Source organism: Pseudomonas sp. 50_B (genome assembly GCF_017491625.1).
GTDB lineage: Bacteria > Pseudomonadota > Gammaproteobacteria > Pseudomonadales > Pseudomonadaceae > Aquipseudomonas > Aquipseudomonas danubii.
The window spans coordinates 26,519-48,549 of the sequence record NZ_JAFGYX010000019.1; the positions used below are offsets into that span (position 1 = coordinate 26,519).

Below are 22,031 nucleotides of genomic sequence, written 5' to 3' on the forward strand. Positions count from 1 at the left end.
AGGAAAATCGTGGCGGACCGGCTTGAAAAGATACTCTCGGCAAATTAGGAATTGCCTTACGGCAGAAGCAGACAGTCCAGTAGGAATGGGGCTTTAAGGACAGGGGGAGCGCTGGATATAGTCGAGGGGTCGTTGAAAGGACGACCGGGTTTGGCGACCTGATCTACAGAGTCCTCAGTCAAACTAAAGAGGCTCAATAAATGACGCGTTATCAAGCTATAACCGGTCACGACTGCAACATTCCATCCCTGCTGATCGATACCCAAGCTCCCATAGACGTCCTGCACGATGCAGCGGCGTATCGCATTCGCGCTGTGACTCAACTACTGGAAAACTTCGCGGTTTCTGATGAAGCGCCCAAAGGTGCAGTGGTGCTGCAGGAACTGTCGCTGGTGTGCAGCATTTTGCTGCGCGATGGGTGTGATTTGATGGATGTGACGACAAGGCGGATGCAGGAGCAGGTGCTCCAGTAAGCAAAAAAGGGCGGCTTGAAAGTCGCCCTTTTTTATCGCAATTGATCGGATACCGATCAAAGGCTTACTTGCTCTCTTTGACGATAACGCCCAAGCCTGCATCCTGGACCAGATAACAGCCCTCAACCGAACGACTATCACACCAACTTCGACTTCCGACTTGAGAGAGATAGCCCCCGCCCTCACCGTCACAAGCATATCTGTCCGCTTTTAGACTTTGGACTGTTCACCTGCTAACCGGGAGCAATGTGAAACAGATATATTGATTGCCACGACTACAGCCCATCCACCTCTATCGCATTAGTTACCTTCGACTTTTCCCGCCACATAGATTCTCATATAAATTTCCCTCAGATCCTCAACAAGCTCCAGAGCACTTTCAGCATCACGAACCTTATAGCCACTTCTATTTACACACTCAACTGGATAGTTATCACCAGCTTGCAAAGCTTTTATAGAAAAATCAAAAGTTCTCAAATAATCTTCGTGAAGGCCGGGATAACAAAAACTCAAAGACGCCATATCCTCAGCAGCCTCTTCAAGTGTCTGTTGATTCACAGTAGCAGCAAAAATATCAAGCAAATTTTCTTTCCACTCAAGACTAGCCACATGTCTCTCCATTAGAATTCAGGATGTGCCGTATGAATCATATAACCACCTTTCCCATCAGACTTACGAGCTAAGTTAACATTAGGTATAGGACTAACTATTTTAGAATATCTGACCAGCTGTAGTAAGAACTTAAAATCCTCGCCCCCCTAACCCTGGATCAGCCAAGAAGGCCTTAGTCATACCCGCAGGAGGTGAGGATGCCAACCATGAATTCAAATCTTGCGCCTTAATTAAAAATGTTATGACTATAGCATCCTCCATTTGCGCACGATCATTGAACGCTGTTCGTGAGCCTGTACGCTTACTATTAATCAACTCATTTTGAACCCTATCTTCAAGGTATCCATCACTAGCATCGGACCCATGCTTTTCTAACGGGTGAGTCGGGCTGGACAATTTCCCATTTGGCGTAACCACTTGACTACCCTCAGTAGATGCCGGCCCTCTTGGTTGAGACAACTCTGAGTGCGGAGAGTTACTAAAACACTACAGGCACTACAGGCACTTGGTGCAACATGCTGGGTTGGGTGTCAATCAGAAGATCAGAATTGAAGCCAGTAAGAATAGACTCGTGATTACAGCAGAGTAACAACAAACATTCCCTGGCAATGCCGGGAAATATTAATTTTCGATAACAAAAATATAATCCAGATAACTTGTAACATCGACGATAGTGCCCTGACGCAGAGAGAGGCCTTTTTCCTACAAATAGACGTAGATGATCGCAAAGATCGCAGGTACCAGTTGATGCTTTTCCAGCAGGTGCCGGAAATTCATGACTGTGGTGTCTTTGGGGATCGTCGCGCTCAGCGTCAGGCCTGCGAACTGGCGCATGGGTTTGATTTCGTAGGGCGCTTCTTCCATGGCCAGATCGCTCAAAGAGAACCAATTCTGCAACAGATGGATACACAGCATGGTTTCCAGCGGATAAGGTTTTCGCCGCCGCCAGCCTTCAGGTAGTAAAGCTCGATGAGCCCTAGCAAACCAATCTAGGGCGCGACCTGATCCATCTCGACCAAGAAGCGTTCGCGGCGCGTCTACTTGCGCCTGCCGGCTTACTCGAAGTAGGAAAAGCTCATCTGGCTCATGGGTGGCTCGTATCAGGAAGTCAGGTGTATTTCAGCACATTTGCGAACTTGATCGAAGAACTCCTAAAAACATCTAGTACATAGCAACACGAGAGTAGATAAAGCACCAAGAAACACAACAATAAAATTTATAATAGAGACAAACAACCAAACCTAGCCGATAAAAATATCAGCCAATCACGCCACATATCGACTACATCAACCACATCAACTTCTATTTCGCCTCAAGCGATGAACCAAGCTTAGCTCATCACAATACTCATACTCCCGCACATCAATTCCTCGTCTTTCAATAGCCAACTCATCGATCAAGCACGAACAAATCACTCTTAAATCTTGCGGAAAATCAAAAGGCACCGGCAACGACTCTAAAGATACTCCACCAGGAAGACAACCAACATGAAAAAAGTAAAGTATAGAACTTGAGATCACACCCTTACTCCAAGTATCAAATGAGTCATAATAGGGCCTAACATACTCAGAAATAACCTCTCTTAATTGCCGTTCATCTTCACCATCAACACAAGCAAGCTTTGAATACAGAGGTTCCTGAGGCTCGATTATTGGAGCCAATACAGCTTCCAGAACAACAAAACCAACCTTAATCATAAATCACCTCAACTTTGGATAAGCCGTATATGGTTTACCGTTGATATCGAACCGCACAACGGCCTTTGTAGTCTGCACATAACTACCCCCACCCTTTAAGTATCCCTCCCCAATAACTCGCCCCAAATCAACTGTGACAGAGGATTGTCCGGTTTTTCTATAGATCGCCTGAGCCTTCTGAAATGCTTCAGACATATCCTGATATGAGGCCCATCTAGGGATGGTCTGAAGTAGTCCGATATTTTTAACCGACTTCCGCACCTGCCATTTTTGAAAGCAGGGAGTCGATCTAAAACGACCAAATCACCCGCTCACTTCTTTGTTTTTAGCCGCCGCGAGCACCTCGCGACGGCTACTACCTGCATCACAGGCACACCTCTCCCGTATTCGTCAGCAAGTGCCGGCGCGCCATCCACAGATTTGAAAGAGCGAATAGCGTGACCAACTGCGCGGTGTTTTTTGCCAGCCCACGGAAGCGAACCTTGGTGTAGCCAAACTGGCGCTTGATCACACGAAACGGATGCTCGACCTTGGCGCGTGTCTGCGCCTTGGCTCTCTCGATCTTGCGCTTCATTCGGTACAACAGGCTGCGTTTTCCGTGCTTCTTGTAGGTGCTGCGGCGCGCCGCAATCTGTCAGATGACTTGGCTTCCTTCGTGCTCGGGCCGCCTCTCCACCCCGGTGTAGCCAGCATCGGCATGCACCGCCTTGTCTTTGCCATGCAGTAGTCGGTCGACTTGAGTGACGTCCGCCACGTTGGCCGCTGTGCCTACCACGCTATGCACCAAGCCGGACTCGGCATCCACGCCGATATGGGTCTTCATGCCAAAGTAATACTGGTTTCCTTTCTTCGTCTGGTGCATTTCCGGGTCGCGTTTACCGTCCTGATTCTTGGTCGAACTCGGCGCATGGATCAGCGTGGCATCGACGATAGTACCTTGGCGCAGCGACAAACCTCGGTCGCCGAGATAGCCATTGATGACGGCCAGGATGCCGGCTGCCAGCTCATGTTTTTCCAGCAGGCGACGGAAGTTGAGAATGGTTGTTTCGTCGGGAATGCGCTCCAGGCTAAGGCCGGCGAACTGGCGCAGGATGGTGGTCTCGTACAGTGCCTCTTCCATCGCCGGATCGCTGTAGCCGAACCAGTTCTGCATCAGATGGACGCGCAGCATCGCCATCAACGGATAGGCCGGACGGCCGCCTTCACCCTTGGGGTAGTGCGGCTCGATCAGGGCAATCAAACCTTTCCATGGCACCACCTGATCCATCTCGATCAGGAACAGCTCCTTGCGGGTTTGCTTACGCTTGCCGGCGTACTCGGCATCGGCGAAAGTCATCTGCTTCATCGGGAAACTCGGGCAACGGGATCGGCGTATTTCACCAGAAACGGGAAGTCTTCTTCAGGATTTCCTTAGTAGCGGAACGTACGCGACGATTCAGTTCAGCAAACTCTTCGGGGAAAAGCATAATATCCAGAGCACTCATCAGGAACTTTCCAAGATAGGAATGGCATCTGAAGTGCAGCGCAAACTTTGATTGACATTCTCAAATACAGTACCGTTCACAGCTCCCTTTACCGTCACCTTAGGTTTTCCCCTTTTTTGGACCTATGTCACAAAGTTTTTAGCTGCTTAGCTATTTTTCTGGCCGAGTGACGTATTTGTTGAGTCTCTCCAGCTTTACTCAACACCTCTAACTCCGCATCCAAACTATTAGATCTCGGAACGAATAAAGCCCATTTCAATGCCAAGCCAGACCAGTACTCACTCTGACTTCTAAGACCTGCCAAAACAATTTGTTCAAATGGAAATAAGTCTATGAAGCCCTCGGAAAGCCCATAACCTTTAAGCCCATCGATCATCTCGCAACGAACCACTTCTGGAAGCTCCTCTAATACTGGCAAAAAAAATACACACGCAGCTTCGTCGCTGACTGTCTGAACAAAAAACTCTGTCGATCTAGCCCAAAGGCCCTTGGAAGTAAGCCCCAAAAGAAAACGCCCCCCACACAACTTTGCTACAGGAAGCCAACTCAAATCGTCCCCTTCAGAGTTGTACTCATTTTTTTTTATCCATGGAGCATCTAGCTTACCGAGCTCCATCAATAACTTTTTTTTCAGTTCATCTATCATCTAGATATCCCGGGAGTATGGGTAACATCCACGCCATGGCTGCTCATAAAGGACTTGAACTGCTCACGAAGCTCGGGAGTCCAGTTCATCCCGTAATGTCCGCTCCATTCATAGGTTCGAAGAACTCCATTTTCCTTCCAGATCCCGCCGCCGACGATAGCGTCAGATGAAGGGATTTTTCCAGCATCCAATATCCCATCATGCCCAAATTGGTTCCGCCCCATGATGAATCGTTGACTAGCCGGATCGTAAATAAAGTCAATAGGTTTTGAATTACTCAACCCTTGTACAGCTTTAGAGGATGAATATGCATCACTGACTTCTAAGAAGCCCTTAGCTGGCCCACTGCCATTTGCCGCAGCTTTTGCCGCATTAGATACCTCAGATAATGCTTCATGAATCGAACACGATCCATTATTACAGCTATAGCAAGGCCCAACGTTATGCACCCACGTACCAAGCTTACCAACATAGAACGTATGGCCAATATCCACCGTCAGGTTGTAGGTTCGCCCCTGAGGTTGCAGCAGCTCGACAGACGCCACCGTAATCGAACTGCCTTCACCAGCCCCATCCCCCAACGACTGTAGGCGATCACCGGATTTGAGCTCAATAAGAGGGACAAAACCCTTGCGTGCCGGAACATAGAATGGATGCCCTGGAGTCACCTCCAGCGTCTCCGACGCTGTAACGCCACCTAAACCGTCCTTTCTCAAACCCAAGCGATAGATAGGCTGATCAGTTCGAACATGAGTTGCGGTGATAGCTGCAGCGAAGGGTTCGCCACCCTGTTCAGGCTTGCTCCAAACAACATCACCGATCTTGAGCGTTTCAATAGCCCGCTCCCCTTTGGGAGTCGCGACCATAGTGCCGGCGGCAAAACAGCAGGGTTTATAGCCTGCCAGCTTGGCCTCGGACTGAGAGATCAACTTACTTCCTGTAGCGCCAGCAGCAGCTCCTTGCGTCGCCAACTCTTGGTCACGCAACGAGTTGGCAACCTTGCCAAGTTTGCCAGCCCGGTTGATAACCGCAAAATTCAGTGCAAACTCAGTCGCCCACTTCATCCTGACTTCAAGAGCGGCGCCAGGATTTCCCTGTAATTCGTACAAAAACGCCAAGTTCTCTGCATCCTGCTTGGCGCTATTAAAGGCAGCAATTACCTCTTGCGGGTTACTCGCAGCTCGTATCAAGCCATGGGTGACCCCATTGGCAGTGTTAGCCGTGTCTACTAACAACCCCTTGCCAAAGCCATAGAGATCCTCAGCACTGCCCTTAAGGGCACCGCCTATACCCTTTGCAGCCCCTGAGCCCTCTGCAAGAATGTCGAACTGGCGGTAATCGAGATTATTTTTATAGTAATCCCGCTGCTCTTTATCAGTGATGTACTCAAGATTAACCATCGGGCTGAAGAAGTCAGCATGGGTAAACTCATAGTTTTTCAACATCGCCAAGGTTTCAGATGGCGTATAGATTTTCCCCGGGCCAGGAGCGACAGGAATATCCCCTACAACCTCGGTCGGTGTGTCATAGAAAGCCCCCAGCGGTGCCAAGGCCTGTCCCAGATGCGCCAGAGTACTGTCCGCAAACACCACGCCTGATCTGCTCAGCTTTGTTTGCCAAGCCTTGTCCGTATAAAAAGCGAAGGCTTCAGCCAAACGTCGCTCTGCCTCGGCAACGCTGATTTTTTGTTCATCGGCCAACACCTTGGCCTGTTGCTGAATACGCTTACGCTCTTCGGGGTGCAGTTGACGGTTGTAAGCGGTAGCGTTCTTGGCAATCTCTGCGCCTTTAGCCACATCACCATTGACCGCAGCTGCAGCACTGATACCTATGAGCTGAGAAACCATCAGCTCAAGGTTCTTGTCGTTACCAATCACTCCAGAAAGCCGGGTAATAAGCGCTTCACTGGCCCCCGCTGCTGCGGCACCAGTAGCGAAGTCCCCCCCTGTCGCCTTGCTGAGGGCACCGCCAACAAGCGCATGGAAGGCAGTCTTTTCTACGCTACCTTCTTTCCAGTCGTACTCATCCGAAACGTCCCCGACCCAATTGAAAACACCGGCCTGCAGCAAGTGCTGCCCTTGTGCAGTGAGGGATTTGCTGAGGTTTTCACTGAAACTGCCGCCCTGAATGACGCTTTGCGCCCCTGCCTGAACAACTCCCTGAGCGCCGAGGTAGGCGCCGAACTTGCCAAGATCCTTCACGCTGCCCAGATCAAAGCCTTTGGTCACTTTGTTGACGTTGTCGCCAGTGACCCCGAAGGCGTTATCCAGAACTCCGGCGGTGAAGCCTGCGGTCACCGCACCTGTGGCATAACCTTTGAGCGCGTCCTTGGAAGTGATGTCCTTGAACACCGCCCCCAGGTTGCCTTTGTTGTTGACGGTACTGACTGCAGCGCTACCGGCCATCGAGCTCAGAATGCTGCTGGCCATGACGTTGCCCCAACCGGCTGCAACGGTGGTGGTGGTCGTCACACCTCCGACCGTAGCAGTTGTCGTCGTTGCAGCAGCCATTGCCGAGCCCTGAGCCGCCCCGGTCGCGACAAGACCACTGGCTAAACCTGCCGTGAGGTAGCTCACCAGAATCATGATGACCAACTGGGCTCCAACCCCCAGCCCGGAGTGACTGTAGTCCCAGCTGTCGTGCAACTCCTTGACCCGGCGCCAATCCACATCGCCGCGCTTCTCGGCCTCCTTGAGCCATGCCAGTTGCGGATCGGCTTGCACCATGGCGTCGATGGTTTGGCTGATGGATTTCTGGTCGATTTGCTTGATGTCGATCTTCAGGCCATCAGCTGCCTTGATGATCAACTCGCCTTTGGCCATCAACTGGCTCTGACGCAAGGTTTCATCCGTGTTGCCCTTGCCCTTGGAGCTGGTCCAAGCCAGATCCCCCTTACTTTGTTCGTGGCTTTCTTGAAGAAGATCCTTCACCCCTTCAAAGGTGATAGCGCCACCACTCTCCAGGGTCAGGTCCTTGCCGCTCTCCAGCTTGGCGACCTGATACCTCTGGTCACCATCGCTCTTGAGCGTCAGGTTGCCACCAGCGCTGATCTCACTGCCAACATGGGTAACCCGGGTGACTTCATCGCGCTTGGTTTCCTTGCTACCCCAGCCCCCCTTCTTCTTCATGTCATACAGCGAGTACTCACTGTCCTGCTCCGCCAGCAGGTTCAACTGACCACCGGCCACCAGATAAGCTTCATCCCCAGCCTTGACCTTGCTGGAAATCAGGGTCATGTCCTGGCCAGCCTTGAGCGTCACATCCCCGCCCGCCGTCACCGTGGTGGCTTGTTGGTGGACGCTATCCTCTTCGCTCTTGGTGGTGCCGGTCTTGCTGGCCCAGTGTTGTTCATTGGCGGCCGAGGCCAGGGTCAGGTGGTCCTTGGCCGTTATCGAGACGTCGCCCTTGGCGTCGATCTGGCTGGCGACGGCGGTGACGTTGCCTCCGGCCTCAATGCTCAGGTCGCCTCCGCTCTCCAGGGTGGCGCCGTGCTGGGTTTTGCTCTGGTCGAGGTTGCCGATGCCGCGGTCGTTGCTGACCACTTGTTCGACGGCGTTGAGGCTGACGTTGCGACCGGCCTTGATGCGGGTGTCGCCACCGCTGTGCAGGGCGCTGCCGTTGCTATCGAAGTCCCGTTCGGCATCGATGCTCAGGCTGTTGCCGGCTTCGATACGGGCGGCGCTGTCGAGGAAGTCGCGACGCTGCTCGCGGACGTAGTCTTCGCTGCTGCTCTGGTGGGTGGTCAGGGTGCGGTCGTTGATCACATCGCCCTGAGTGGTGGTCAGGCTCACGTCGCGCCCGGCGATGATGCCGCCAGCACGGTTGACCAGATGGTTGCCCGCCAGCAGATCCTGGCGGTCGCCCGCCTCCACCAACCCACTATTGACCAGGTTCTCCCCCGCCACCGCCGACAGATCATTGGCCGCGCGCAGGGTGCCGACGTTGTTCAAGTCCTTGCCGGCAATCAGGCTCACGTCCTTGCCGGCGATCAGGGAGCCGTTGGGCGCCAGGCGGTTGTTGGCCTGGGCCAGGTACAGCACTGGCACCAGCACTTGTTCGCCGTTCACTTCATGGCTTTCCAGCCAGACGATGTCGTGGGTCAGGGCGGCGATTTGTTCGGAGGTCAGGGTCACGCCCACCGACAGGTCAAGCTGTTGCTTGCTCTGGATGGCGTTGTCCATCAGGTGCTTGAAGAGCTTTTCGTTGCTGTCCTGGCCGTCGATAAAGCGCTGGCCGGTGCGGGCCACCATGGCTTGCTGGATGAGTTTCTGTTCGTAGAAACCGTCCCCCAGGCGTTTGGCGCTTTCGTCCGGGTTGTAGCCGAGGTTGGACAGCAGGTAGTCCGAGCTCATGAACTGCTTGAGGTTGGTCAGCGCCGGGTTGGTTTCGATCAGGTACTTGTGCGGCCGGGACAGGCTCGCGGCGTCCGGCAGGCCGGCGATCTGCGCAGGCGTCGGGGCCTGGGCCAAGGTGCTGCCCTGGCCGCTGAGGCGGAACAGGCCGTTGCCGCTGGTGGGCAGGGTGAAGCCCGGCAGTACCAGGGGGTTGACCTGTTGCTGGGCCAGTTCCGGGGGCAGTTGCGGGTTGATCCGGATCGGCGTCGAGTAGCCGTTGCCAACGCCGGTGTCGGTCAGGGTCTTGCCGGCGCCGACGTACTCGTAGAAGGAGCGGATCACGCTGTTGTCGAGGGTTTTGTCAGCCTTGAGGTTGACCTTGCCGCCAGCCTGGATGGTGGCGGCGAAGGATTGGTCGCCATCCACCACTTTGCTGCTGGAAGACCGCAATACCCCGGTCCAGGCGATAAAGGCGCTGAGGTCGGAAGCAAAGCTGGCAGACGGAGTCGGGTTGTTGCGGGCGTTGAACGCGGCGGCATGGGCAGCGGCGTTACCAGTCTCGTTGACGAAGCTCTGATACCGCCGCAGGGTGGTGATTTCCTGGGGTTGCAGGCCCTGGTTGTGGACGGTCTCGGCCTTGACGTTGATGTCGCCGGCCGCGGTGATCAGGCTGCTGGTGTTGGTCAATACCTGGGTGTCGATCTGCAAGTCGGCGCCGCTGTTGAGGCTGGCGGCGGCGCTGCTGTTGGTCACTCGCAGGCGATCGGTTTCGGCCACTTCCCAGAAGCCGTTGATGCGGCCGCCTCCGCGGTCGTCGCAACCAATCCACTCACACGGCAAGCGAGTGATACTGGCCGCGCTCTTTTCGTGCTCGGTGTACTCCAGCACGTCCATGACGTTGTTGACGGTGCTGGCGGCGATGCTCAGCTTGCCGAGGCTTTCGATATCCCCGGAACGGTTGTCCAGCAGGTCGGCGCGGGTTTGCTGGTCGTCCTTGGCGATCAGCGCGGTGCCCAGGCTGTACACCTGGGCGTAGCGGTTGGTGAAGCTGGTGGTCAGCAGCTGCATATTGCCGCCGCTGGAGATCAGGCCGTGGTCGTTGACCAGGGTGGCGGCCGTGAGGTTCAGGTCTTCGCCGCTGCCCAGGGTGCCGTGGTTGTTGATGCTGGCGGCCGTGAAGTGCAGGTTCTGCTTAGCGGTGATGCGCCCGGCGCTGTTCAACGCGCCATCGATCTTCAGGGTGCTGTTGGCGCCGCCGGCGATGCTGGCGCTGTCCGCCAGATCCAGTTGGGCGGCGTGCAGGTCCAGTTGCCCGAGGCTGCTCAGGCGGCCCTTGCCGCTGTAGTTACCGCTCAGGTCGAGGTTGAGCGCGGCGTCGCTGCCGATCAGGCCGTCATTGCTCCAGTGGCTGCCGCTGCCGGTCAGGCCGTTGCCCGCCAGGAGCTGGCCATCGGCGGTCTGGGTCAGGTGGTCGACCTTGACCAGCAACTGGTCGGCCTGGATTGCACTGCTGTTGGTCCAGCGCTCGGCCTCCAGGGTCAGTTGGCCGGCGGTCTTCAGGCGACCGCCGACGTCTTCGAGGTTGGCCATGGAGATGCCGAACACCCCGCTGCCGCTGTGCAGCAGGCTGCCGCCGCGGTTGTTGAAGCCGCCGGCGTCGAAGTCCAGGTCGTGGTTGGCGGTTTCCAGGAGGCCGTCGCGGTTGTCGAAGGTGCCGCCGATATCGAAGCGGGTTTTGCTCACCAGGCCCAGGGACCGCAGTTGCCCGCGCTGGTTGTCCAGGCTGGCGGCAGCAGTGGCCAGGGTGCTGCGGCTTTCGATCAGGCCCTGGCGGTTGTCCAGGGCGCCAGCCAGCTCCAGCTCAATCTGCCGGGCGCTGATCTGGCCGGCGCTGTTGTCCAGGTCCTTGGCGCTGATATGCAGGCCCTGCTGGGCGAAGAGCGCGCCGTCGCGGTTGTCGAGGCGGCCATCGGCAGCGGTTTCCAGGGTGGCGCCGCCGTTGAGGGCGGACACCTTGCCGGCCCTGTTGTCGAGGTGGCCCGCCTTGAGCGTCAGGTCGCCCTGCTGGGCAATGATCTGCCCGCCCTGGTTGCCGGTAGCGGCGGCAACCTCAAGGCCCAGGGTGGTCTTGGCCTGCAGCAGGCCCTTGGCGTTATCCAAGTGATCGGCATTGAGTTGCAGGTCGGCTTCGCGGCTGAGGATCTCGCCGCCATCACTGTTCTGCACTTCGCCACTGGCGCTGATCAACACCGAGTCATTGGCCGCGACACGGCCTTTCTGACGGTTGTCCAAGTGTTCGGTGAACAGCCGCAGCCACTGCTGGCTGGAGAGTTCGCCGCCCTGGTTCTCAACCTTAGTGCTGCGCTTGAGCAGCAAAGGGCCGGCGGCAGACAGCGTGCCCTGGTTGTTGATCAAGTGTCCCAGCAGATCGAGGGTGACACCCTGCTTGCCGGTGAAGGTGCCGTGGCTGTTGTCCAGGTCACTGCCGATGAATTCCAGGTCGCTGGTGGCGTTGACTGTGCCGCCCTGGTTGCCCAGGGCCATGGCCTGCAGGGTCAGGGTGGCGGCGCTGTCGATGGAACCGCCCTGGCTGTTGTCCAGCCGCTCGCTGAGTTTGAGGCTCTGTGCACCCGCGCTGGAGATCACGCCCTTGAGGCTGTTGTCGAGGCTCGCGGCCTTGACGTCCAGGGCCTGCTGGCTGACCAGGGCGCCGCCCTGGCTGTTGTTCAAGGCGTCGCTGAGGGTGATGTCGACACCGCCCTTGAGGCTGGAAACGGTGCCTTTGTTGCTGTTGTTCAGGCCGGTGCCCTTGAGGGTCAGGCCCTGCCAGCCCGACAGCAGCCCGCCCTGGTTGTCCAGTTCCGCAGTACCGGTCATCTCCAGGGTCTGTTGCGCCAGCACCACGCCGGTGAGGTTGTCCATGCTGGCCAGCACCAGGGTGCTGCTGCCCTGGCTCGACAGCTCGCCACCGCTGTTGCCCAGGTGGCCCAGGGTGGCGTTGAGGGACTGCTGGCTCTTGATCAGGCCGCCCTGGCCGTTGCGCACCTGATCGGCATCGAGTTGCAGGCGCTCGGCGCTCAGCAGCTTGCCCTGATGGCTGTTATCCAGAGTTGCGGCGCTGACCGTTACCTGGCGCTGCCCACTCAGGGTGCCGCCCTGGTTGTTCAGGGTCTGCTTGGTCGTGACCGTCAGATCACGGCTGGCCACCACGCTCTTGCCGCTGTTGTTCAGGTTTTGCGCCGTCAGGGTGACATCGCCGTTCGGGTTGCGGCTGTTGTCGAGGTTGACCCCGGCTTCGATGATGCCGTGGTTGTTCAGTTGCCCGCCGCTGCCCAGATTGATGCTGTTGGCCGCCGCCAGGGTGCTGTGGTTGTTCAGGTCGTCTTGGGTTTGCACCTTGAGCTCGGTGCCGGCGTAGACCGCGCCCTGGGCATCGAGGCTGCCGGCCTTGATCGACACCGCGCCCTTTTCGGCGGTGGCGTCAGCCATGCGCAACTGGCCGTTGGCATCCAGTTGGATATCACCGCCACTGGCGATCAGTTTGCCGTCGAGTTTCACCCCCACCCCGGCTTCAGTGCCCACCAGCTTGATCGCCCCGGCATACATGCCGCCCAGGGCACTGCTGTCGATGGCCAGTTGCGGCGCATCCGCCGGGTTGGCGGTCCGCGCCGTGGCGTTCAAGGTCTTGGCGTCGACATCGTTGGCCCCGGCGATCACCGCCAGGTGCTTGGCCTGGATCTCGGCGTTGATCTTGGCGCTGCGGGTGATGATTTCGAACTGGTCGATATTGCTCGCGTTGAGCCCCGCACCTTCAATGGCGACGCTGCCTTGGTCCACCTGGTAACGCTGGATCTGGCCGTTCTCGATCACCGGCTTGCCGGTGGTCAGGGTGGCTTTCGGGGTGTTGATGAAGCCGCAGCCGTTGCAGCTGACGCCGTAGGGGTTGGCAACGATGACATGGGCCGATTGCCCGGCCACTTCGGTGTAGCCCTTGAGCTGGCTGGGGCTGCCGCCGTTGACCTCGTTGAGGATGACATTGGCCGCGCGGCCACCCAGGTTGGGGTTGCCGAGGATGATCCCGCCGAGTTGGGTTTCCTGGGTGCGGTTGATGGCGTTGTTGAGGATCACGCCCTGCTGGCCGACGTTGTAGTCGCTGAACTTGTTATGGGACAAGCCACCGCCATTGGGGGCGGCGATGTTGACGATGGGCACGCCATTGCCGGCCTGACCCAGTGTGGTGCCGCTGCCGTTGACCACGATGCCGTCGGCCATCGCCACCACGGGCTGCCAGAACATCATGTTGGCCAGGATGAACGCCAGTCCGCGCTTGGACAGCCCCCAGAACGTATCCCGCGCTTGCAGGGTGGCGGAAGGCTGGCGGGCCAGAAAGGCAAACTGACGAACGTCCATGTCATGTATCTCGGGTAAAGAGCGGAATTAAAGGAACAGGTCCAAACGGAAATAGATCGGCGCTTCGCGTTCACTCAGGGCTTCGGGCCGTTCGAGGGAGTGAGCAAAGGTCACGCTGGCGGCGAGGTTCTTGCCACGGGCAAAGAACTCGATGGAGTCGCTGGAGACCCGGCCATGCTGCTCGGCGTTATAGCGGTCGTTGCGGATCGCGCCGAGGTCATAGCCCAGCCCCGTGCCGTACTCGGCGAACACCGGGCGCAGCCAGTCCCAGGTCACCGGGCGACTCCAGCGCAGGTCGTTGCGCCAGTAGTAGCCGCTGTCGCCATTGAGGCTTTGGTCCTTGTAGCCACGGATCGAGGACTGGCTGCCCAGGCTCATGCGTTGCGAGCTGAACAGCACATCCTCGCTGCGCTGGCCGGTGACCAGGCTGCTGAACACCAGGGACTCGTCCCACAGCTTGAACGGCTGCAGGTAGCTGGCGGTGGCGGTGTACTTGCGGTAGCGGGCGTTGGCCTGGCGATTGCCGTATTTGTCGCGCTGGTTTTCGCGCTGGGCATCGAAGGCGCCAATACCGTCCTGCAGCCCCAGATCGAGGTTGAGGAAGGCACTGCCGATGCGCCGGCCGTGGTTGATGCCGAACTGGGCTTCGCTGAGGCGGTTGCTGCTGTTACTCAGCTTGCTGTCTTCGATGTAGTTGTTGGTGCGCAGGTAGCTCAGGCCGCTGTTCAGCGAGGTCTTGCTCACGGCATCGCGGTGGATCACCCGCTCCAGGCGCAGTTGATGGTTCTGGCTGTCGCCGGTCTGTTTGAAGTTGAAGCCCACGGCCTGGGCCAGGGAGCGGTATTCGCTCTGGCTGTAGCTGTAGCTGAGGTTCCACCAGCCAAACGGCAGGTTGTAGTAGAGCATGGCGTTGCGCGAGGTTTTCTGGTGGTCGCTGACGGCGTCGTGGCCGCCGCGCAGCACCAGTTGGTCGGCCAATCCCAGGGGGCTGTCCCATTCCAAAGAGCTGCCCCACTGCTGCTCGCCGGTGCTCTTCTGGCCCTCGTTGCTGCGCGACAGGCCGACGCGCCAGGGCTTTTGCGGGTTGTTCTTGACCAGCACTTCACTGCCGCCCACGGCCTGCCCCGGGGCCAGTTCCATCTGCGCCTGGTTCGACGGCAGGCGGTTGAGCTGGTCCACCATTTGTTCGATCTGCCGCAAGTTGAGCAGCTCACCGCTGCTGCCGGGAAAGGCCATGTTCAGTTCGCGGGCTGTGAGCTTGCTGCCCTCGGCGGCCTTGAGCCCTTCGAGCTTGCCCTCTACCACCAGCACCTGCAGGTGGCCGCTGGACAGGTCCTGTTGCGGCAAGTAGGCGCGGCTGGTGACCAGGCCCTTCTCGATGTAGCGGTTGGTAATGACCTTGAGCAGCTCGTTGAGCTGGGCTACCCCCAGGCACTGGCCGATATAGGGCTTGAGCAGGCTCTCGCGTTCGCTGGCGGACAGCGAATCGGCGCCTTTGAGCTGGATATCCTGAATCGGGAAGCAGCGGCTATCGCTGGGTGCGCTGGGCGCTACAGGCGCGGCGCTCTTGCCGGGCAAGTCCTTGAGTTCTTCGAGACGCCGCTGCTGTTCTTCCAGCAGGCGGTTCTGCCGGTCGCGGATCAGGTCCTGGTCACCAGGGTTGAAGGTCGGTGCGGGCAAGGGCGCGGCAATCGCCATGGACAGCGGGACCGTCAGCAGCAGGCAGGACAAGGCACGGCACAACCTCATCCCGAGGGTGGGGATAGACATATTCGGTCCTTCGAAAGGGCAGCAAGGGTCAGACAGGGCGAGCGATGTTAATGTGCCATCATCTTGGCGTCAAATAAGCGCTGAACGCCCCGAAAAACTGCGTACACTCCCCGGAATCCGGGCCTTGCAGTGGGTACCGATACTGGATTAACCCCAATAACCGACACATCAGACACTTCTGAATTTTCAGGAAAGGTTTCTTGGCAGCGGGCTGTTGATCCGCCAGAAGCGTCTCTTCGAGCTTTGGCCACTTAGCCAAAACTCGGGGGCATGGCCCAGATTGCCCAGATTGCCCGGGATGCCGGAATGGGCCGGGAAACCCAAGGCCAGTTGAGCCATCGAGGCCCGGAGTAGCTCTGAAAGCCAGTCAAAAAAAACCCGGACCAGGTCCGGGTTTTTCGTTTACCGCTGGCCGCTGGCTTATTCGGCTGCCGGCGCCTGAGGCTTGCGGCGCTTGAGCGGCGCCAGACCGTCCTGGCTGACCAGGCTGTCGCTTTTCGGCCGGTTGGCGTTCTTGCGCTTGGTCGGGGCCTTGGCCACGGACTTTTTCTTGTCGCCCTTGGCGTCGGTCTTTTTCTTCTTCACGCCAACGGCCTTGCCGGACGCCTTGACCTTTTTCGGGCCGCTGTAGGTGCCTTTGACTTCCTTGATGGTGCGGCGCTCGAAGCTCTGCTTGAGATAGCGCTCGATGCTCGACATCAGGTTCCAGTCGCCGTGGCAGATCAGCGAGATGGCCAGGCCATCGTTGCCAGCACGGCCAGTACGACCGATGCGGTGCACGTATTCGTCGCCGCTGCGCGGCATGTCGAAGTTGATCACCAGGTCCAGGCCGTCCACGTCCAGGCCACGGGCGGCGACGTCGGTGGCCACCAGGATCTTGACCCCGCCCTGCTTCAGGCGGTCGATGGCCAGCTTGCGGTCCTTCTGGTCCTTTTCGCCGTGCAGGACGAACGCCTTGTAATCCTGGGCCACCAGACGGCCGTAGATGCGGTCGGCCATGGCCCGGGTGTTGGTGAAGACGATGGCCTTCTGGTAGGTCTCGTTGGCCAGCAGCCAGTTGACGATCTGTTCTTTGTGCTGGTTATGGTCGGCGGTGATGATCTGCTGACGGGTGGTTTCGTTCAGCTGGCTGACGCTGTTGAGTTGCAGGTGCTCAGGGTTGTTGAGGACCTTGGCGACCATTTCCCGCAGGCCGGAGCCGCCGGTGGTGGCGGAGAACAACATGGTCTGCTGGCGGTTCGGGCACTCGTCCACCAGGCGCTGCACGTCTTCGGCAAAGCCCATGTCGAGCATGCGGTCGGCTTCGTCGAGCACCAGCACTTCGACTTCTTTGAGGTCCAGGTTGCCGGCGTTGAGTTGCTCCAGCATGCGCCCCGGGGTGCCGATGAGGATGTCCGGAACCTTGCGCAGCATGGCGGCCTGGACCTTGAAGTCTTCACCGCCGGTGATCAGGCCGGACTTGATGAAGGTGAACTGGGAGAAACGCTCGACTTCCTTGAGGGTCTGCTGGGCCAGTTCCCGGGTCGGCAACAGGATCAGGGTCTTGATGCTGACGCGGATCTTCGCCGGGCCGATCAGACGATTAAGGATCGGCAGGACAAAGGCCGCGGTCTTGCCGCTGCCGGTCTGTGCCGTCACCCGCAGGTCACGCCCTTGCAGCGCGAGCGGAATAGCCGCTGCTTGCACCGGCGTCGGCTCGACAAATTTAAGCTCGGCCACGGCTTTGAGCAGGCGTTCGTGCAGGGCGAATTGGGAAAACACGGGTGCTACCTCGAAGATATGCAAAAAAACAGCTGCATAGGGTAACGGTTTCGAGCGCGCAGGCCGAGTTTCTTTGTGCAAACGGTGGCAAAGAGTTGGTTTTTTGTTAGCCGATTTGTCCTTAACCGTAACTTTGTCAGGGTTAAATGCTCTAATCCTGCCCTTGTGCCTCATAGAAGAATCGTTTTAGCCCATGGATTTCAAACAGCTCTGGCTCAATACCCAGGATCTCTGGGGAGCCCTCGATCAACACCCTCTCCTGCACGCCGGCATCGGCCTGGCCCTGTTACTGGTGATCGCCCTGGTGCTCGGACGAGTGGCCCGCTACCTGGTCCTGCACGCCGTCAGGCTGCTGGGCCGCCAGCCGTCCCTGCACTGGCTCAATGACCTGCGCCACAACAAGGTGTTCCACCGCCTGGCGCAAATGACCCCGTCCCTGGTGATCCAGTTCGGCCTGCACCTGGTGCCGGAGCTGAGCAAGACCAGCCTGCTGTTCCTCGGCAACCTGGCCATGGCCTTCACCATCCTGTTCCAGCTCCTGGCCCTGAGCGCCCTGCTCAATGCCCTGCTGGACATCTACGCACGCACCGAACACGCCCGCACCCGCTCGATCAAGGGCTACGTGCAACTGGCGAAGATGGTGCTGTATGTGTTTGGCGCGATCATCATCGTCGCCACCCTGATCGACCGCTCGCCGCTCTTGCTGCTGTCCGGTCTGGGCGCCATGTCGGCGGTGATCCTGTTGGTCTACAAGGACACCCTGTTGTCCTTCGTCGCCAGCGTGCAGTTGACCAGCAACGACATGCTGCGGGTCGGCGACTGGATCGAGATGCCCCAGGTGGGTGCCGACGGCGACGTGGTGGACATCACCCTGCACACGGTCAAGGTGCAGAACTTCGACAAGACCATCGTCTCCATCCCGACCTGGCGCCTGATGAGCGAGTCGTTCAAGAACTGGCGCGGCATGCAGCAGTCCGGCGGCCGGCGGATCAAGCGCAGCCTGTACATCGATGCCAGCGGCGTGCGCTTTCTGCATGACGACGAAGAACAGCGACTGAGCAAGGTGCGCCTGCTTACCGACTACATCGGGCGCAAGCAGGCCGAGCTCAAGAGTTGGAACGAAGCCCAGGGCAACGTCGCCGCGCTATCGGCCAACCGCCGGCGCATGACCAATATCGGCACCTTCCGCGCCTATGCCCTGGCGTACCTCAAGAGCCACCCGGAGATCCAGCCGAACATGACCTGCATGGTGCGCCAGATGCAGACCACGGCCCAGGGCATTCCGCTGGAGATCTACTGCTTCACCCGCACCACGGCCTGGGTGGATTACGAGCGCATCCAGGGGGATATCTTCGATTACTTGCTGGCGGTAATGCCGGAATTTGGCCTGAACCTCTACCAGCAGCCCAGCGGCACCGATCTGCGGGCCGGTTTGCTGCCGGCGATAGCGGGCGCCAGCCATGTTCCACAACCAGAAAAGCACGCGCTTTAACCTGTAGCCGCTGCCGAAGATTCGGGCCGCGTTCGGACGATCGGCCCCGCAGGGGCCGTGAAACCTGTGTTGGCGGTTCGCCTGGTCATACGCGGCGGCCGCCTTGCGAGTCCTGCGGACTCGGTCGCAGCCTACGGCAGCGGCTACAACCAGCCCGGCAGCGCCGCCAGCATCCAGCCCCTGGATCGCTGCCTCAGCGAGTCGCCAGCACCGTAGAGCCGCGGCGGCTGATCCACACCGCCCCAAGGATCACCAACCCGCCCAGCAACAAGCGCCCCAGGTCTTCATGCTGGTTCCAGATCAGCAGATTGACCAGCAGCCCCACCGGCACATGCAAGTTGTTCATCACCGCCAGGGTGGCGCCGGTCACCAGGCACGCGCCCTTGTTCCACCAGTACATCCCCAATGCCGTGGACACCAGGCCGAGAAACAGCAGCACCGCCCATTGCAGCGGCGCATCAGGCAGGTAATGGGCCTTGCCGAACAGCAGGAACGCCGGCAGTACCACCAGCAACGCCCCCAGGTAGAAGTAGCCGAAGCGCCGGTAATGCGGCAGGTCGCTGGGGTAGCGCGCCACCAGGTGCTTGTACAGCACTTGCCCGGCGGCATAGGTGAAGTTGGCCAGTTGCAGCAGCAAGAAGCCGATGAAGAAGTCCGGGTTGACGCTGTCGTAGCGGATCACCACCGCGCCCGCCACCGCCACCAGCGCCGCCAGCAGCCCCCAGGGGTTGAAGCGCCGGTTCAGGGCGTCTTCGATCAGGGTCACGTGCAAAGGCGTGAGGATGGTGAACAGCAGCACCTCCGGCACCGTCAACACCCGAAAGCTCAGGTACAGGCACACGTAGGTGATGCCGAACTGCAGGGCCCCGATCAGCAGCATGCCGCGCATGAAGGCCGGTTCCACCCGGCGCCAGCGGGTCAGCGGGAGAAACACCAGCCCCGCTAGCAGCACCCGCACCAGCACCGCAAAGTAACTGTCGACATGCCCGGCCAGGTATTCGCCGATCAGGCTGAAGGAAAACGCCTGGATCAGAGTGACAAAAAGTAGATAGCCCATGTTCGCCTCGTCTTGAATGGCGGCGACGATAGCGGTTTTGCCCGCGCAGATGAAATCCCGGGCAAAAAAAAGCCCGATCTCGCTAAGCGTGCAATCGGGCGTCGGCACTGAAGGAGCAACCAGTGCAAAGGGAGGTTCGATGCGCGAACCGGCTTGAAGGGGATCCGCAGGCGCTACTTGAACACCGGCGGATTATCTGCGGATTAACGGCGCCCATCTTGCAGCGCCGCTTCGCCCGACGGGGCTCAGGCCACCTGGGCCAGCTTGGCGTTGGCCTGGTTCAAGCCCTTTTCGTGGAAGTCGCCGCCCAGGTTCAGACCTTCGGCGTGGATGAATTCGACGTCGTGGATACCGATAAAGCCCATGACCTGACGCAGGTAGGGTTCCTGGTGATCGGCGCTGCTGCCGGCGTAGATGCCGCCCCGAGCCGTGAGCACGTAGGCACGCTTGCCGGTCAGCAGGCCCTGGGGCCCGGTGTCGGTGTACTTGAAGGTCACCCCGGCACGCAGCACATGGTCGAGCCAGGCTTTCAGGGTGCTGGGAATGGCAAAGTTGTACATCGGCGCGGCCATCACCAGCACGTCGGCGGCCAGCAGCTCCTCGGTCAGCTCATTGGAGCGCTGCAGCGACTCCTGCTCGGCGGCGCTGCGCTGCTCGGCAGGTTTCATCCAGCCTCCCAACAGGTTGGCGTCCAAATGCGGCACCGGGTTGCGGGCCAGGTCACGCACCGTGATCGAGTCGCCGGGGTGAGCGGCCTGCCATTGCTGGATAAAGGTCTGGGTCAATTGCCGGGATACGGAATCCTGCTGGCGGGCACTGCTTTCAATGATCAGGACGCGGGACATGGCTGAAGCCTCCATCGGGGTATGCGTAAGTCGATGGAGCGCAGATTAAACAGAGTGATATCGATGAAAAAGCGCAAATAACTGCTATAACCAATCAACAAATTCGTTTATAAGCGGAGCCAGCCCTAACGCAGTACGCCGGGCCGGCCCAGAGTCCATCATTTGGCCTGGCAGTTCAGGTCCAGGCGCAGCTTGATGATCTTGCGATTGAACTTGGCGGTCACGTTCTTGCTCTTGCCGGCCGCCACTTCCACCTTGCGGGTGCGGGGCGCCTCGGGGCCATTGCGAAACACCACCGAACACACGGCGTCGTTCTTGCCGTAGTTGTTCAACTGGATGGAGCCGATGTCTTCATCGGTATCGAAGGTGGTGTAGTCGATGCTCTGGCCGTTCAACTGCTTCTCGACATCGATGGGATAGGCCCAGGCGCAGAGGGGCAACAGCGCCAGCAACACACAACAGAATTTTCTCATTCGGCAGTCTCCAATAAGGAGCGCCAGCTTAGGACAAGAGGAGTCCCTCATGAAAGCGCCCCGCGTGACCCTGGATCAATGGCGCACCCTGCAGGCGGTGGTCGATCACGGCGGCTTCGCCCAGGCCGCCGAAGCCCTGCACCGCTCGCAGTCCTCGGTCAGCTACACCGTGGCGCGCATGCAGGACCAGCTCGGCGTGCCGCTGCTGCGCATCGATGGCCGCAAGGCGGTGCTCACCGAAGCCGGCGGCGTGTTGCTGCGCCGCTCCCGGCAACTGGTCAAGCAGGCCAGCCAGCTGGAAGACCTGGCCCACCATATGGAACAGGGCTGGGAAGCCGAAGTGCGACTGGTGGTGGACGCCGCCTACCCCAATGCGCGCCTGGTGCGCGCCCTGACCGCCTTCATGCCGCAAAGCCGTGGCTGCCGCGTACGCTTGCGCGAAGAAGTGCTGTCCGGGGTCGAGGAAGTGCTGCTCGAAGGCGTGGCCGACCTGGCCATCAGTGGCTTCAACATTCCCGGTTACCTGGGCACCGAGATGAGTTCGGTGGAGTTCGTCGCCGTGGCCCATCCGGAACACGCCCTGCACCGCCTGCAACGGGAACTGCATTTCCAGGACCTGGAAAGCCAGTTGCAAGTGGTGATCCGCGACTCCGGTCGCCAGCAGCCGCGGGATGTGGGCTGGCTCGGCGCCGAACAACGCTGGACCGTGGGCAGCCTGGCCACCGCCGCGACCTTCGTCAGCAGCGGCCTGGGGTTTGCCTGGCTGCCCCGGCACCTGATCGAACGGGAGCTGCGCGAAGGCCTGCTCAAGGTCCTGCCCCTGGACCAGGGCGGCAGCCGCCATCCGACCTTCTTCCTCTATTCCAACAAGGACAAACCCCTGGGGCCGGCCACGCAGATCCTCGTGGAACTGCTGCGCACCTTCGACACCGCGCCCCTGGATGCGCCCTTTGCCGCCCCCGAGCAAGCCTGACGTC

12 protein-coding genes and 2 pseudogenes are annotated in these 22,031 nt (G+C 58.9%); 3 read left to right on the forward strand and 11 right to left on the reverse strand.

The window, feature by feature from the left end; all coding sequences use genetic code 11:
- The first annotated feature begins 200 nt into the window (after positions 1 to 200).
- Positions 201 to 473 carry a hypothetical protein gene (locus J5M73_RS23280; RefSeq protein ID WP_102861691.1) on the forward strand — a complete coding sequence of 91 codons (273 nt, stop codon included), beginning with the start codon at positions 201 to 203 and terminating at the stop codon, positions 471 to 473.
- 300 nt (positions 474 to 773) lie between these two features.
- Here J5M73_RS23280 and J5M73_RS23285 read toward each other — a convergent pair whose 3' ends face one another.
- The 8 genes and pseudogenes from J5M73_RS23285 to J5M73_RS23320 all read right to left on the reverse strand — a co-directional run bounded on the left by J5M73_RS23285 (position 774) and on the right by J5M73_RS23320 (position 17,187).
- Positions 774 to 1,082 carry a hypothetical protein gene (locus tag J5M73_RS23285; RefSeq protein ID WP_146036387.1) on the reverse strand — a complete coding sequence of 103 codons (309 nt, stop codon included), beginning with the start codon at positions 1,080 to 1,082 and terminating at the stop codon, positions 774 to 776.
- 708 nt (positions 1,083 to 1,790) lie between these two features.
- Positions 1,791 to 2,104, reverse strand: a pseudogene (locus J5M73_RS23290) (transposase); the annotation flags it as partial.
- A 276-nt stretch (positions 2,105 to 2,380) separates the two neighbouring features.
- Entirely contained in the window at positions 2,381 to 2,782 is a 402-nt protein-coding gene (locus tag J5M73_RS23295) for a hypothetical protein (RefSeq protein WP_146036386.1), read from the reverse strand.
- A 364-nt stretch (positions 2,783 to 3,146) separates the two neighbouring features.
- Positions 3,147 to 4,127, reverse strand: a pseudogene (locus J5M73_RS23300) (IS5 family transposase).
- Positions 4,128 to 4,393: 266 nt separating this feature from the next.
- Positions 4,394 to 4,912, reverse strand: coding sequence for a hypothetical protein (locus J5M73_RS23305; RefSeq protein WP_146036385.1), 519 nt, complete (start codon positions 4,910 to 4,912; stop codon positions 4,394 to 4,396).
- Positions 4,909 to 13,656 carry a DUF637 domain-containing protein gene (locus J5M73_RS23310; RefSeq protein WP_207816233.1) on the reverse strand — a complete coding sequence of 2,916 codons (8,748 nt, stop codon included), beginning with the start codon at positions 13,654 to 13,656 and terminating at the stop codon, positions 4,909 to 4,911. Before J5M73_RS23310 ends, J5M73_RS23305 begins: the two co-directional genes overlap by 4 nt.
- A 27-nt stretch (positions 13,657 to 13,683) precedes the next feature.
- On the reverse strand, positions 13,684 to 15,426 hold the full coding sequence (locus J5M73_RS23315; protein WP_279381762.1) for a ShlB/FhaC/HecB family hemolysin secretion/activation protein: 1,743 nt from the start codon (positions 15,424 to 15,426) through the stop codon (positions 13,684 to 13,686).
- 420 nt (positions 15,427 to 15,846) lie between these two features.
- Positions 15,847 to 17,187, reverse strand: a complete 1,341-nt coding sequence (locus J5M73_RS23320) for a DEAD/DEAH box helicase (protein ID WP_207816237.1) — start codon at positions 17,185 to 17,187, stop codon at positions 15,847 to 15,849.
- Positions 17,188 to 17,380: 193 nt separating this feature from the next.
- Between J5M73_RS23320 and J5M73_RS23325 the strand changes: the two genes are divergently transcribed.
- Entirely contained in the window at positions 17,381 to 18,679 is a 1,299-nt protein-coding gene (locus J5M73_RS23325) for a mechanosensitive ion channel family protein (RefSeq protein ID WP_115581831.1), read from the forward strand.
- A gap of 193 nt (positions 18,680 to 18,872) precedes the next feature.
- On the opposite strand, the gene J5M73_RS23330 is transcribed toward J5M73_RS23325, so the two are convergent.
- The 3 genes from J5M73_RS23330 to J5M73_RS23340 form a co-directional block, all read right to left on the reverse strand.
- The gene (locus tag J5M73_RS23330; protein WP_102861687.1) at positions 18,873 to 19,736 is read right to left on the reverse strand and encodes a carboxylate/amino acid/amine transporter; all 864 of its coding nucleotides are present in this window, start codon (positions 19,734 to 19,736) and stop codon (positions 18,873 to 18,875) included.
- A gap of 245 nt (positions 19,737 to 19,981) precedes the next feature.
- A complete protein-coding gene (locus tag J5M73_RS23335) occupies positions 19,982 to 20,581 on the reverse strand; it encodes an FMN-dependent NADH-azoreductase (protein WP_102861686.1) in 600 nt (199 codons plus the stop codon).
- Between the two features lie 158 nt (positions 20,582 to 20,739).
- Positions 20,740 to 21,054 (reverse strand): 3-phosphoglycerate kinase, encoded by a 315-nt coding sequence (locus tag J5M73_RS23340; RefSeq protein WP_102861685.1) that lies wholly within the window; start codon positions 21,052 to 21,054, stop codon positions 20,740 to 20,742.
- Positions 21,055 to 21,103: 49 nt separating this feature from the next.
- Between J5M73_RS23340 and J5M73_RS23345 the strand changes: the two genes are divergently transcribed.
- Positions 21,104 to 22,027 carry a LysR family transcriptional regulator gene (locus J5M73_RS23345; RefSeq protein ID WP_102878799.1) on the forward strand — a complete coding sequence of 308 codons (924 nt, stop codon included), beginning with the start codon at positions 21,104 to 21,106 and terminating at the stop codon, positions 22,025 to 22,027.
- The last annotated feature ends 4 nt before the right edge of the window (positions 22,028 to 22,031 follow it).

What these genes read in the sequence shown, in the direction of transcription:
- J5M73_RS23280 (WP_102861691.1), top strand. Translation starts at nt 201, where the DNA reads ATGACGCGTTATCAAGCTATAACCGGTCACGACTGCAACATTCCATCC.
- J5M73_RS23295 (WP_146036386.1), bottom strand. Translation starts at nt 2,782, where the DNA reads ATGATTAAGGTTGGTTTTGTTGTTCTGGAAGCTGTATTGGCTCCAATA.
- J5M73_RS23305 (WP_146036385.1), bottom strand. Translation starts at nt 4,912, where the DNA reads ATGATAGATGAACTGAAAAAAAAGTTATTGATGGAGCTCGGTAAGCTA.
- J5M73_RS23310 (WP_207816233.1), bottom strand. Translation starts at nt 13,656, where the DNA reads ATGGACGTTCGTCAGTTTGCCTTTCTGGCCCGCCAGCCTTCCGCCACC.
- J5M73_RS23315 (WP_279381762.1), bottom strand. Translation starts at nt 15,426, where the DNA reads ATGTCTATCCCCACCCTCGGGATGAGGTTGTGCCGTGCCTTGTCCTGC.
- J5M73_RS23325 (WP_115581831.1), top strand. Translation starts at nt 17,381, where the DNA reads ATGGATTTCAAACAGCTCTGGCTCAATACCCAGGATCTCTGGGGAGCC.
- J5M73_RS23330 (WP_102861687.1), bottom strand. Translation starts at nt 19,736, where the DNA reads ATGGGCTATCTACTTTTTGTCACTCTGATCCAGGCGTTTTCCTTCAGC.
- J5M73_RS23335 (WP_102861686.1), bottom strand. Translation starts at nt 20,581, where the DNA reads ATGTCCCGCGTCCTGATCATTGAAAGCAGTGCCCGCCAGCAGGATTCC.
- J5M73_RS23340 (WP_102861685.1), bottom strand. Translation starts at nt 21,054, where the DNA reads ATGAGAAAATTCTGTTGTGTGTTGCTGGCGCTGTTGCCCCTCTGCGCC.
- J5M73_RS23345 (WP_102878799.1), top strand. Translation starts at nt 21,104, where the DNA reads ATGAAAGCGCCCCGCGTGACCCTGGATCAATGGCGCACCCTGCAGGCG.